Source organism: Mesotoga sp. H07.pep.5.3 (assembly GCF_002752615.1).
Taxonomy (GTDB): Bacteria; Thermotogota; Thermotogae; order Petrotogales; family Kosmotogaceae; genus Mesotoga; species Mesotoga prima.
The window spans coordinates 18,962-32,569 of record NZ_AYTV01000001.1 but is presented as its reverse complement, the minus strand read 5'-3'; the positions used below and the strand labels follow the sequence as shown (position 1 = coordinate 32,569).

The 13,608-nt window shown below is 45.8% G+C and carries 11 protein-coding genes; 1 reads left to right on the top strand and 10 read right to left on the bottom strand.

What is annotated here, in order from left to right:
* Positions 1-80: 80 nt before the first annotated feature.
* From V513_RS00150 to V513_RS00110, 9 genes are all read right to left on the bottom strand, one after another.
* Positions 81-1,745: a dipeptidase gene (locus V513_RS00150; RefSeq protein ID WP_099771180.1), complete on the bottom strand. Its 1,665-nt coding sequence runs from the start codon at positions 1,743-1,745 to the stop codon at positions 81-83.
* Entirely contained in the window at positions 1,738-3,105 is a 1,368-nt protein-coding gene (locus tag V513_RS00145) for a hypothetical protein (RefSeq protein ID WP_257211829.1), read from the bottom strand. Before V513_RS00145 ends, V513_RS00150 begins: the two co-directional genes overlap by 8 nt.
* Positions 3,093-3,716, bottom strand: a complete 624-nt coding sequence (locus tag V513_RS00140; RefSeq protein WP_257211849.1) for a DUF6305 family protein — start codon at positions 3,714-3,716, stop codon at positions 3,093-3,095. The genes V513_RS00145 and V513_RS00140 overlap by 13 nt, the downstream gene beginning before the upstream one ends.
* Positions 3,717-4,068: 352 nt before the next feature.
* Entirely contained in the window at positions 4,069-5,664 is a 1,596-nt protein-coding gene (locus tag V513_RS00135) for a dipeptidase (RefSeq protein WP_180274793.1), read from the bottom strand.
* 58 nt (positions 5,665-5,722) lie between these two features.
* Positions 5,723-7,288 carry a dipeptidase gene (locus tag V513_RS00130; RefSeq protein ID WP_099771178.1) on the bottom strand — a complete coding sequence of 522 codons (1,566 nt, stop codon included), beginning with the start codon at positions 7,286-7,288 and terminating at the stop codon, positions 5,723-5,725.
* Between the two features lie 44 nt (positions 7,289-7,332).
* Complete coding sequence (locus V513_RS00125; RefSeq protein ID WP_006488106.1) at positions 7,333-8,499, bottom strand: succinylglutamate desuccinylase/aspartoacylase family protein; 1,167 nt, start codon at positions 8,497-8,499, stop codon at positions 7,333-7,335.
* Positions 8,500-8,702: 203 nt separating this feature from the next.
* The gene (locus V513_RS00120; RefSeq protein ID WP_006488109.1) at positions 8,703-9,995 is read right to left on the bottom strand and encodes a hypothetical protein; all 1,293 of its coding nucleotides are present in this window, start codon (positions 9,993-9,995) and stop codon (positions 8,703-8,705) included.
* A gap of 62 nt (positions 9,996-10,057) precedes the next feature.
* Positions 10,058-10,645, bottom strand: a complete 588-nt coding sequence (locus tag V513_RS00115) for a DUF6305 family protein (RefSeq protein ID WP_006488110.1) — start codon at positions 10,643-10,645, stop codon at positions 10,058-10,060.
* 589 nt (positions 10,646-11,234) lie between these two features.
* The gene (locus tag V513_RS00110; protein ID WP_099771177.1) at positions 11,235-12,035 is read right to left on the bottom strand and encodes a hypothetical protein; all 801 of its coding nucleotides are present in this window, start codon (positions 12,033-12,035) and stop codon (positions 11,235-11,237) included.
* Positions 12,036-12,448: 413 nt separating this feature from the next.
* Here V513_RS00110 and V513_RS00105 point away from each other — a divergent pair, with 413 nt between their 5' ends.
* Positions 12,449-12,592, top strand: a complete 144-nt coding sequence (locus V513_RS00105; protein WP_006488123.1) for a hypothetical protein — start codon at positions 12,449-12,451, stop codon at positions 12,590-12,592.
* Positions 12,593-12,615: 23 nt separating this feature from the next.
* Here V513_RS00105 and V513_RS00100 read toward each other — a convergent pair whose 3' ends face one another.
* Positions 12,616-13,554, bottom strand: a complete 939-nt coding sequence (locus V513_RS00100; protein WP_014731402.1) for an extracellular catalytic domain type 1 short-chain-length polyhydroxyalkanoate depolymerase — start codon at positions 13,552-13,554, stop codon at positions 12,616-12,618.
* Between the last annotated feature and the right edge of the window lie 54 nt (positions 13,555-13,608).

Sequence of the window (13,608 nt, the reverse complement as noted above, 5' to 3'; positions counted from 1 at the left end):
ATATGAATCAAGAATCGTCTACAAGGTTTGAAATACAAAAAAGAGCAAAACCCGCCCCACTTTGGGGGCGGGTAAGTCGATTACTTAGCTTTGTAGCCGTCTTCGCCGAAAATATGGCCTTCGTCGTATCCTACTGCATCAAGCCACCAGTCGGGGTATCCAGCAGACGAACCAACATTCGGAATGTTTATGTATCCGTCTCTGTACTTCGTAATAAGATATTCGTTGAAATCCCACACTTCTGCCATCACTCTGTCAGTGACATCAGCAACGTAATCTGTAAGGAATTCCTTACACAGTTCTGGATCTGTCTCATAAAGCTGTGCAGCAGCTGCCTCGATAGCTGGCTGTACTGCAAAGAGCTTTCCTTCGATCTTCTTCTGCAGTTCCTGAATCTCCGGGTACATGTAGCTCCACTTCAACTCCGCCCAGTTACCCATGAAGTTGAATGCCCATGATGCGACATCGTAGTCGAATTCCTGAAGGCTACCACTGTCATAAGCATATGGAACGTCCGTTATTCCACAGTACATGGGCACTAGAATTGTCTCGTGAGGAGCAGCTGCGCCCCACCATACTACGCCGCCGACAGGATCCGGAAGCCAATCTCTGACCTGAGAGACAAATACGTATTCACATCTGAAGATAGAAAGAGCTCTTTCCCAGCTCCCCTTTATTAGTTTGCTTGAACCTGCATAGCGATTGGGATTGCCGAAAGGTCCTGCGGCAAGTCCTTCGGTAAGATCGAATTCCGTTCCTTCGTAGTGGTCTCTGAAAAGATCAATAACATCTGCTACCGACAGTTTCTTGTCAGGCACTATAGAGAACGGGTAGTCCTTTGTAAAACTGTCTTCTACCCATGGAGAAAGTCCAAGAGAAGGGGAGACCCTGTCGAAAACTCTCCACGTTCTTCTCAGACTATAGTAAGGCATAGTGTACTCGCCTGTACTAACAGTAGCCATCCAGTCGATAGGACCGGTACTGGGATCGTACCAGCCGGCCTCCGTTGCAACTTCGATAAGATTCGGGGAGAACATATTGTCAGGGCTTTCAGGATCGAGTTCTCTAATCCTGAATAGGTTTGACTCAACAAAGACCGTTCCATCGGGAACCTTCTTTGCCGCCCAAAGTGCGCTCTTCTTGTCAGGCGTTGCACAGATTTCGAAGACCCATGCTTCATTAGGGTCTGTTACTGTGAGTGTTTCTCCCCAACCGTAGTAACCGTACTCAACGGCAAGTGCGCCCATCAGTTCAACGGCTTCTCTTGCAGTCGTACATCTCTCCATAGCAACTCTGGAAAGAGCAGCTACGTCAAATATGCATTCTCCAGCCTTCGGCTGAGCATAGACCTTTGCGGAACAAGTACATTCGCCAATGGCGAGCTGGTGCTCGTTGATTACACCATAAACTGCATCAAAGTAGCCATATGTGTGCTCGACCTGATCGATGTAGCCTAGAGGCTCAGTAGCCGGAAGGTCCGGATCGTTGTAGGTCGGACCCATATCCGCACCGACATAACGTGGATATGGCTCAATGAATGGATATACTGCTCTCTTTGCTCCCGCTTCATAGTCTGCGGGTGGAACATAGACATACCTGAAATCACAGAGGCCGCAGTCAGCTGAATGACTCGTCATTACCGAACCGTCAACAGACGCACCCTTAGTAACGATGATCGTGGTGCACGCAAAGCCGATGCTAACTATTGCTGCAGCCACAATCAGGACCAACAAGATCTTACGCAATTGAAACCCCTCCCAACTTGATTTTATTGGGGACTAACCCCAGTTTAAGGTCGCTAGACCTTATCTGTTTTCCTAACGTAATCAACCAGATGTCTTTTCTACCCTTGTTGCTTTCCAGGTCTCCGTCAGATGATGTTGAACAACCACAGAAAATGTACTTTTCACCGTAATTAACACCCGAAAGAATGAAATCGTCAGCCGAGCCACCTACCGACAACGATTCGACAAGCTCACCGTTTTCATTAACAACGATTATCCACCCATCTGTCATCCCGAGCGGATCTTCAATGTCAATATCCTGTGAAGTTGTATGACCGGCAACTAGAAGATCACTAGCTCCAAACGGTTTTACTACACGGGCTATATCCGTGAAGGTTCCACCGTAATTCTCTGACCACAATTCCTGCCCCTTTTCACCTATCGCGACTACATAGAAGTCCTTTCCGCCAAGACCGGTCGAAAACATAGAGATTCCAGCATCCTGTTCACCGACTATGACTATTGTTTCTCCAGAGGCAAGCACGTCGTAGCCATCCTCAAGATACATGCCTCCAAAAGCGTAATAAGAAGAAATACCCTCAGCATGAATAATGGCAAGAGCCGCCTGTTCATTCACGTAGTTGCAGCTGATCCCTACATCCTTATATGCGGTGTATCCCGTAATCAAAATATCTCCCATTTCATTTACGAAAAGCTTTCTTGCAAGATCTTCGTTGTTGTTCCCTCCATCCATAACCCATTGCTTCAATACCTGACCGGATGGTAAAATCTCAACTATCCAGAAATCTTCGCCCCATACGTGTCCTTCGATGTCCCCGTCGGGAGACCTGGTGTAGCCGGCGACCAGAATATTCCCCGAAGGGCTTTCCACTACGTCATAAGCATGATCCTGGCTGCTTCCCCCGAAGGTTTTCTCCCAAAGGAGTTCTCCGGTGGGCGAGAGCTTAACGACCCAAAAATCGCCAAGCTTATCACTTTCAGAAACATCTCCATCTGACGACTCTGTCAGTCCCACAACCACTATTTCTCCGTCTGATGTTTCGAGAACTGCTTCAGCAATGTCACGCCCGCTTCCTCCATATGTCTTTGACCAGATTATGCGTAGCCTTTCATCTAGCTTAAGAATCAGGAAATCCTCTTCTCCTTTAGAACTTCCAAGCTCTCCAGAAAACGAAGTTGTATACCCTACCAGTAGTAATTTTCCGTCGCTCAACACTACTAGATCATTGGCCACATCGTCACCTTCGCTCCCAAAAGTAACTGAGTCTTCCAAATGAATCTGAGATAGTGCGAATGTGCCAATCAAAATCATCGTAATCAAGAGAACTCTCTTCATATTTCCTCCAATCAATCGCAGCATCTGCCGCCCCCAAAGTCCCTTTCGAAAATCGAAACGAGGTCTACAACCACGGGTAACTCAACAACTATAGGAGTCTCTCCTTCCAAGAAAGACAGATACTCTCCAACTGGCCTTTCAGCTACAATCAGAACATCTAGATACCGCACCAATCTTTGAGCAAATTCCTGCTTCAGCGGATCATCTCCCGATCCTTCAACATCTATATCGATTACCATCACTAATCCATTTGAAGACTTCACTGAGGAAGCAAGCTCTTCAATTCTCTCTATGTCTGCTCTCGACTCTGGCAAAGAACTCCCGGCAATTATCACAAGTGTGCGGTAAGGTGTCCCTGAAACATAAAATGGATGGAAAGATTCTCCTGAAAGCTCTTCTTCAATCCTGAATCCGGCGCCTTCACACAGATCTTCGATACTTGCACCCGGTGAATAATCACGTGCAACTTGAAGACTATCACAGAAATAGTTTATGTTTTGAAGCTCTATGCTCTCACCCCAAACTGTAAAAAGCACTGGATCTTCAATTACGGGGAGCGGTTCGATAGACAGCGAGCAAAGAACTGAACTCGCAATAAGAATCAAAAAGATCGTAGCAATTTTCAAAAGTGACATCCCCAAGCAATAAACTCTGTAGATACTAAAAAAATCAACATAAGTAAGGTTCGAGAACTTTCTATATTCATTATAGCAAAGGGTCCCAAGAATATGCCTCCTTCCTTCAATCGATACACAAGTGTTAAATAGGAGGAAAAAGCTCCAGTTAGCTTCGGAAAGACTCAAACCCTTTCAGGGATTCGAAAATCAATCCAGGAAGAGTAGGTTTTATCTTTCGAATATGCAACGCATTGAGAATTAGCTGATTTGAGCACACTTGCACTCACTGGATGTTTTTCGCGGATCACTCCATCTATAGCTTTAAAAAAGGGCGGAATAATATCCGCCCTTACAAATAAACGATCAGTATCTATCTTGCAGTTGTATCTCCATAACCAACAGCTTCGAGCCACCACGTCGGATAACCCACAGTCTTACCATCAACATACCCATCGTTCAGGGTGTAAATTAGCTCATCGGCCAGCTTCCACCATCTATCGACAACTCTGTTTGCTAGCCCGTTGCTGTAATTAGTAATGAAATCGATAGCCGCTTCGGGATTCTCTGCATAGAGATCCAGCGCAACCTTTTCGATCAGCGGCTGATTTGCGAGGAACTCAGTCTCAAACTTCGTGTATTCCTCTTTGATTATCTCTATTGCGACATTATATCTCAGATCGGCTAGGTTTGACACGTGGTTGAATGCCCACCAAGCAGAGCTTCTGTCGAAGAAATCCCTTGCTCCTTGACTGAACGACTCGGGAACACTGGTCGCACCTGCGTAGAATGGAATATAAACTGTCGAGTGAGGTGCATCCTCTCCGAACCACACAACTCCACCGATCGCATCTGGCATCCAGTTTCTTGCCTGCCCAACTATGACATATGAGCATCTGAACATCGATATAGCTCTCTCCCAACCGTCATAGTTTATACCTTCCGGTCTTGCACTGGCGGGAGTAGCATACCTATTGGGATTGCCAAAAGGACCTGCGGCAAGGCCAACAGTGAGATCGAATTCGGTTCCTTCATAATGGTCACGCTTAATCATCATAAGATCCTGCGCAGACACTTTCTTATCTGGCTTGACAGACAACGGATATCTTTCTGCCCATGGATCGAGCTCAAGAGACGGGGCAAGAAGGTCCAGAACCCTCCATTCACGTCTCGTGTTATAAAAGGCATTCTTTGGCCCGTAAGCTGCATAGAAAAGGAATGGTTCCTGTCCGTCCCACAGCTCGAGTTCCTGAGCCGTTGAGTATACATTGGGTGATGCCATGAAATAATCTGTGTTCTCAAGATCGATTTCGCCAATTCTAGATCTATTTGCATGGACAAGGACGTGGTCATCGGGAATTCTCTGCGCAACCCATACTGCTCCGGGTTCTTCGCTTCCAGGAGACCAGAAAGGACCGGGGCCACAGATCTCAAACAACCAGGCTTCGTCTCCATCAATTACTGTAAGCCCCTCGCCGCCGTCACCATAACCATATTTCTCAGCAAGTTCACCCATTATCTGAATGACTTCTCTGGCTGTCTTTCCTCTCTGCAGACCCAGCACCTGGAGCTGCTCGATTGTCATCCAACCCTGGGAGTTTCTGAGCGCTCTTTCTCCACTCCAGGTTGTTTCTCCGATAATTACCTGATGTTCGTTCATAAACGGGTAGCCGGTGTGGAAGTAGGTGTAAGTTTCGGGAACCTGTGGAATCTCTCCAACATACTGAACCGTTCTACCTGGAATACCCGCCTGGCACAAACCCTTGTAGATACTTACCGTCTCGCCTTCTTCATGTACTCCACCGGGAATCACCTGTAACCTGGCGTCGTAACTGCCGTCGCAAGTATGTGTCACCATAGTAGAACCGTCGACAGATGCGTCTTTTCCGACAAGTATCGAAGTACATGCCATTGCTGTTACTCCATAACCGACAATGAGGACTAGCATAACAATAAGTGCACGTCTCATTTCTTTCACTCCCCTTTCAAAGTAATGGACCGGCATCAACCGGCCCAAAGTCAATTACTTAGTCTATCTTAGTTAACAAGACCTCTGAAAGATCATACCAGAGTTCTTCTGCTTCTCTCATCTTTCTCGCCGTATAGGATGAGAGGAGTCTAAGAACAAGCTCGGGATTATCTTCGTAAAGGGTCATTGCCATTTCATCAAGATCCCTCTGTTCTTCGAACATCTCCGTTTGGAAAGGTACTCTTACTTCCTCTATCAAAGGCATAAGAGCCCCAAGCCTCTGATTTGAAATCTTATCGACAAGATCAAAAGCCCAATAAGAGCAGCTCCTGTCAAGCTCATCTCTGTTTAAGGTCACCCAAGACTCCGGGAGCGTATTGGGAAGAGTCCCTACATAAACGGGAATCCAGGCTCCCTTTCTCGGGTTGTCAAGTCCGAACCAGAGAAGTCCGCCTATCTTGTCGGGCATCCAGTCCCTTGCCTGCGAAACAAAATAGTACGAACAACCGTTCTTTGCTATTGTTCTTGTGTAAGGAATGCCAAGAAGATTTCTCATAGGAGTGTTGGGCTCAGAACTTGCCAGCGGACTCTTAACCATCTCGCCTCCACTTTCATAGTACCATGCCTCGTTATCGCCCATGTCGTAAGGTGTACCTTCGGAAACGTCCCTATAAAGCTCAATTATGTCGTACACGGATACCTTCTCATCCGGCTTAACTGAGAATGGATATTCCCATGTGTTGTCCAACGACCAGTTCCCCGAAGGATTGAGAACAGAGAAGACTCTCCAGAGTCTGTCGCTCTTCTTCCCCTCAATGTCTCCAAATATGTACTTCCAGACAAAGGGTTCTCCACTGGCCGGATCATACAGGCCAAGATCCGTTGCCACCTGAACATAGTCTTCACTGATCATGAAGTCCCCTGCAGATACGTTCGGGGGCCTGTTTGTCTCAAGATCGATCTCACCAATCATGCTGTAATTCACGACGGTAGTAATATGATCGTCGGGCACGCGCTGGGCAGCCCAAACAGCGCCAGGTCCCATACCTGGTTCCCATAGGGGACCGGTCCCGTAAACTTCGAAGACCCAAACTTCGTTCGGATCGGAAATTGTAATGCATTCGCCTAACCAGCACGATTCTCGGTAACCATACTCTTCTGCAAGAGCGCCTATAAGTTTTATAGCGTCTCTGGCGTTAGTTGTTCTCTGTAGAGCGAAGATCTCCAGCTGTTCGATTGTCATTATCGCCTTATCGCTGTTGGCAGTCTCTCTGGCTCCACCAAGTGTCGTCTCTCCTATTATCAGCTGGTGTTCATTTGCCATAGGATAAGCAACGTTGAAGTACTGGTAGGTATGTGCTACCTGTGGAATCTCTCCAAGCTTCACCAGATCCATTCGATCGGCGTAGACTATCCACTCATAAACTGGGGCCATAGCTCCCTCTTCGTGATCCATAGCCGGTACGACAACCAGTCTGGAGTCATAACGACCATCACATGTATGAGATGTGATAACGGAACCATCTACAGTGGCTTGCTTCGCTGCTAAGATATCCGTACATGCTACAGCACTCACATAGAACAGTGAGACTATCAGTATTGCAGTCAATAACAGTTTCTTCACCCTTACTCCCCTCCTTTGTGATCATCAATCACAAATGTTCTTGGTTACTCGTAATAAATGTCCTGTGTTCTAGCTTTTGAAGGATCATGGAAATAATAGCCTGTTCCATTGCTTACTACCTCGTCATACCGTGGAACTCCTTCGATCACAACCTCCTTTCCAGGATTGAAATCACCCCATAGTTCAATAACCATAAGAGTTGAAGAACAGTGTCTGCCAACCCTTACGTCGATCGGCCAACCATTTTCGTCAATCTTCTCGTAGAGCAAACCGAACTTACCTGCTGTCATAACGAATTCATCCTTACCCGTTAAGAGAAGAGCCTCATCGGTGATTCCCCTGACTCTGTCAAGAAAAGGTTCCGGCGTTTCAAACAACAGAGATATGGCGTCGGAATGGTCACCGACCTCTCTGTGAGAAAGTCCGTGCAGGCTAGGGGGTGAGAACTCCATACCAATTCTGAATTCAGTTGAGGTAAGTATCATTGAAGCCAGTCCGGCAATATCGGCCGCCTTTTGATGGGCAACTATAGTGCTTATAACAGGGTACTCCAGCTCGGCTTCGTGTAAATCGATAAATATGTCCACATTCTCTTCTCTTATCAAATTCATAAAGGCATAGTTTGTCTGTTCGGTGATCATCCCATTTTCTCTCCCGGGCCACGTTCTGTTGAAATTACGAATATCCATATAAGCCAGGAGTTGACCACTAGGATAGTGAACATATGCTTCGGGATCCGGCCATGAGTCAAGCGGATTGGACCATCGATCTCCCATCCTGAACTTGCTTTCTCCCCATGGAGTCTCTATTGTGTAGTACATAGGATATGCATCCCCAGGTCTGGTAACCCTTGAAGCGCTCTGATTGGCTGTAATAACAACTATGAGTCTTCCCTTGGTAAGTTTCGCGTTTTCGACGAAGATCTTGGCAGCCAGATTCGTTGCGGGTTCTTCGGGATGCGACCTGCCTATCAACATAGCCGTCCCACCCGGTACACCGCTGTCAATTATGTAGATGTTCGTATCGTTTATCGTTCCTTTCAACGGAGCGAAGTAGTCACCTAACGTTTTGACTTCAGTGACTCCCGATCCAACAACGACGGGTTCCTTGAAATTCCTGTGATTGTAGAACTCTACACCGGAGATAATTAGGGCAATTCCAACTAAAACACATGATACTATTTTGACTATCGCCAGATTTCTGTCAGTCATCGCAGCACCCCCTACTTGATTCTCAAAAGTCGCAGGATGAACGGCATGAGCATGACAGAAAACAGGATTGCTTCTTGGAAATTCTTCGTCTTCACCAAGCTTCTAGCTATAACAAAGATGATAAAAGCCGTTATCAAGTAGTAGCAGACACTGATTATCGTGTACAAAATAGCCATCAAAAACACTTCCTTTCACTCATGACATCACCCGCCAACTAAAAAGGAGAGTTCATTACTGAAAATCAAGAACAAAGTAGCAATTAGAAGAATGAACCCCATCGGTATGAGCGAAGTCTTCAAGAAATCCCTGTAATAATGGCCTTTGAACTTCAATTCCATCACTGTCGCTCTTCCAACAACCGCCGTGGGAGGAAGTATATCTCCCACAGGCCACATAACAGCCATTGCAGAGAGTGCTATTATGGCATCCATTCCCTTCATGTTGAAAAGAAGAATTAGGGGCACTCCTAGAAGCGGTGCAACCGCGTATTGGAGTAATCCCTCTGACACTGGAAGAATCAGCCACAGCGCTGCAAATAAAACCCACATGGGCAACGTTACTACCGCAAGAGAGATCAATCCCCTTGCGCCGCTCAAAGCCATAATCTGAATCAGGATACCTACAACGATCATGATGCCTACAAGAGGGATCAATGTATTGATGGTATCCGATGCGATTCTAAGGATCTCTAGCTTCTTTGGGCTAAGTATAATTGCAAATATTGATGCGACAACAAACATGAACGGAAGTCCCAGAGTGGGGATTGAGTGAGGCCAAATCCTTCCGGCCATTATCAGGAAAATGAGAACGACAAATGGCATTCCTACCCTTATCCAGTTCATCTTAGCAGGTGGTTCAGGAAGCTCTTTCAGAGCTTCATCGAGCTCTACTTTCTTACCCTTTCCCCCAAGGAAGAACATTGCAAATAGAGAACCGGCTAGCGACAATACCAGCAGTGGAATGAAGAAACCCACGTAAGGCATGTTAGATCCGGCCGCAGCCATCATTGCCCAGAGGTTTACTGGCGGTGCAGCGGCACTCATCGCAGCGCAAACAAAGATTATCGCCGCCACCCGCTTCTCAGATATTCCCATATAGGTGAGGACCGTTCCCACCAGTGTACCAACCGTGAGAACTGTGGTGGCACCCGATCCAGTAAGGGCCCCAGGAATCAACAACAGCAAAGTAAGAAAGAAGAGACACAGTACTCTGCTCTTGTGAAAGGCCTTGACAATGCCTCTTACAAGAAAAGCGACTCCACCGGACTCTTTAATCAGGTTCATGAAAAACGTTGCGGTAATAAAGATCAGACAGACATCAAGATAAGTGAAGGAGCCTTCCACAAGATGACGTACCGGAATCGCTCCACCCGAGTGGACAATAGCGGCTGCAAGCGCGGCAACAAGCATCGACAGTTCGACACTTAGCTTAAGTGCCTTTGCAACTCCAAACGATACTGCTATAACGAAAAGTATCAGACCAGCATGGAAGTACACCAGGACACTCCCCCTTTAGAATCGACCTAAAGGTCGACAGATAAGAAGATCATTGTTATGCTCTACTCTTGGAACAGTTTTTTGAGAGCCGGCCCGATTTCCAAGGATTCTTTCACCTTTACAAGAGGAATTCCAGTCTCATTCGAAAAGTTTGTGAAGAATCCATCTGAATCGCTGTCTTCTATTACGAGAATCAAATCAGACTTAGGCATCACTGTGCTGATGGACTTCTCATCTGTTGCATCTACCCTTCGTGCCATGCCCTCGATGTGAGCCCCAATTATTGTCATACCAAGCTCCTTGGCTTTGGCAATCAGTCCTTCGACACGCTTCACTTCGAAATTCATGTCAATACCGGCAGCCCCCATTCCCTTCAAACTGGTTCCGGTAGTTATGACCAGTGTCTTGGGTGGGTTTTCTCCTTCAACCAATTGGACCAATTTCTCAACGGTAAGTAGGTCTTCCTGAACACAGGCAATTTGATTTCTGACACAGACCAGTCTGAACATCAAAGCACCCGGACTCTGACCCAGAGTAGTGACAACCATTGGAGGCTGGACAACAGGCATCTCAATCTCTTCCGAGAAGAGCATGGTGCAAGGAACAGCTAGAATGAGCAGTAAAAGAAATCCCAAAGCTATCTTTCTCATAAAACACCCTCCCTTATTAACCAATAAGCTGGCTTATAGACCAATTTACAATTGTCTACAATGAATAATGCTGATGATAACTTAGTTCAAATGCTTCTCTTGCAGGCTGCCGAAGGAAATAAGATACAAACTATTAAATAAGTACGTAATCCTTATTGTTTACAAACTCATTTTACCATCTACTATGTTTCTGACAAACTATTGTCTGCCGACATGGTACCCGATAAGATCCAACTATTGGCAATTATCAACTCATAGTTAATTGAGATGCGATTGATTGAGTGCCCCTATTCATCAATTAATTCTTTGCTTTCATTTCCTTTCGATTCAGTTAACTACAATCGGTTTTATCAAGTCTTCTTCTCCACATTCTTTGTCTATACGTGTTACGATGGAGACTGCAAATCTCTCTCGGCAGGCATTTGATGAAGAGATGGAAGGCCTAAGAAGGTTATGAATATATATCCCTGAAGCCAAACGGGTAGAAGGACCTCAGAAACACCAAAAGATACTACGACTCTAAGGAGAAATATGTTGAGGTCAGGTTTTGAAAAAGAAGAACGAACTTGGACAACTCAAGCTTACATGATTACCTAAGGGCACATGTGTTCATATTCACGTTCTGGACTATTATTAGGCCTGTTGAGTACATTATCATGAACAGAAGGAAATAGAGGCCGAGCGGGATCAAAACTCTTAGAAAACGGTTCGACGTTCTTCCGTTTAGTTTTACGATAAGGGTGTTCACTGCGAGTAAGATTACTACAACAACTATATACTCCATACCAAAAAGAAAGAACGGCAAGTCGTTGATCTGATTTACGCTGAAGTAAGCTTGGCCAACGTTTTCCCAGAACGGCCAAGGAGTGAAGATAACGTGACTAACAAGATATATCGCCCACGTGCCTAGGACAACGGGAAGACTCTTTGAAGTCTTCAGGGAGTACTTCGAAAAGAGGTACGCTCCCATTACTAACCCTGAAAAATGCACTATATCATACACCACTTGAAGCAAGTACACGTGGTCGGAGAGGTTTAGCGTCGAGAGAGCCGCAACGAAAGAAATTCCCATGGTAGCCATCGCTCCCTGTTTAGCCCACTCAAGGTCAAAAAGCAAACCCAGCCAACCGATCAAGAAGACGAGATAACAAAGATATATCAAGTTGTGAAGATTGTTCGTAGACAAGTAAGTGATCTCATTATCTGGGGAGCGCGAATATTCCATGTCGGTAATGTCAAGATCGAAGTGCTGACTAGGACCGTTGTAGCCACAGTCGCGCCACTCGTACAGCCATCCATCCCAGGTGAGGTAGAAGAACAGGATTAAGATCCACAATACCATGAAGAAGACTCCCAGCCTTCTCTCGAATAAATCTTTGTTAAGCCTCATATAAGTCTCCCATCTACGATACTGAAGATAATCCCGATTTTATCATGCTACTATCCATATTAGCTTTTGCTCTGGGGGTGATGTTTTTGTCTCTCGACTGGATAGATGTGGACAATTTAAATATTAGACCCCTGCTTCTTCTTGAAAAGCACAACGCTAGTCATCTTGCAAGAGAGTTCAAAGGGCGCCGGTAGACTGCCGTTTGCAGCTACTAAGCGCGAAGCCTCCATTGACTTTGCTGATGAACCCATAGATCCTTAAAGAATATCTGAAGAAGAAAGTACATGATAGAGAAGTCAGGAATCTCTTCATTTTCGACGGCCTAATCAGGGACATTCTCTTCGAAGACGGATTCGGCGATGTTCCATTTCCGATCATGTCTTTGGGGATTTCGTTAAGACGAGTTTAGCGAAATGCTCAGAGTTGTCAAGAACGACGGCACTATGCTTCTCTTTCCAACGAAATGTGACTCTGCTAACAATATACACAGGTCTCTAACGGGAAAGGGATTTGAACGGATAAGGTTTGAACAGCCGGGAGCCGGCTTTGTTAGGTGAGATCTACCGAAAGCGAACAAGCATCAATCTAGATGCTTGTCTTTCATAAACTCCCATATCAACTCACTTGCCTTGATGTTCGCCTGCGAAGAGCTGCTGAGAGCATCTATTCCCTTCTCTCTTCCAGGCCAGGTATGATCTCCATCGGTTATCGCGTAGAAATGAACTAGGCTTCTCTCGTCTTCTCCAGTGTATTCTCTGAGCAGAACCAAACCGTTCTCGAGCGATTTCTCGCTCATATTGACTGCGCCCATTTTCTCCGCCCAAAGTTTCACAGACTCCTCTATCGAGGGAAAATAGATACCATTTGCTTCAGAACTACTGGAAAAACCCCCATCAAAAGGAATAATAGGATCTTCCATACCGTGAAACACTATAAGCGGAATGGCGGTATCTGGAGGTTCTATCATTACAACGTTGTCCTCACTGGCTCCGCCGGCTGGAGAAGATGAAACAATCGCACAGGCAGCGAAGAGATCGGGATAACTTGACATGAGCCTATATACCAGCATCCCTCCGTTGGAAAGTCCAATGAGATAGACTCTCTTTTCGTCAATGGGATAAACACTTTCTAATCTTCCAAGGAGCTCCGCTATGTATGAGACATCATCGACATCATTTTCCATTGCGTAACCACAACAGAAACCTGAATTCCAGCTCAAAAGAACGCTGTTCAATGTACCGGTTCCCTCGGGATACACGGTAATAAACCCTTCTCTGTCTCCCACTTCAGTCATTCCGTACGTATTCTTAGTGTAGTTACTGTTGCCAAAAAGACCGTGAAATACCAGCACTACAGGTAGCTTATCATCTTGAATCATCGGAGGCAGGTGAACGATACTCTGTCTTATTCTGCCATCGTGTTCAATCGTCACGATCTCATCTATTCCTTTCTTTGTTCCACTAATGAAATAGAAACCCATGGCTAAAAGAGTCCCGATTACCACCATCGTCTTGAGCAACTAGAATTCCTCCATTCGAAACCGCTTGTCTCAATACTTCCACACAATCTATAC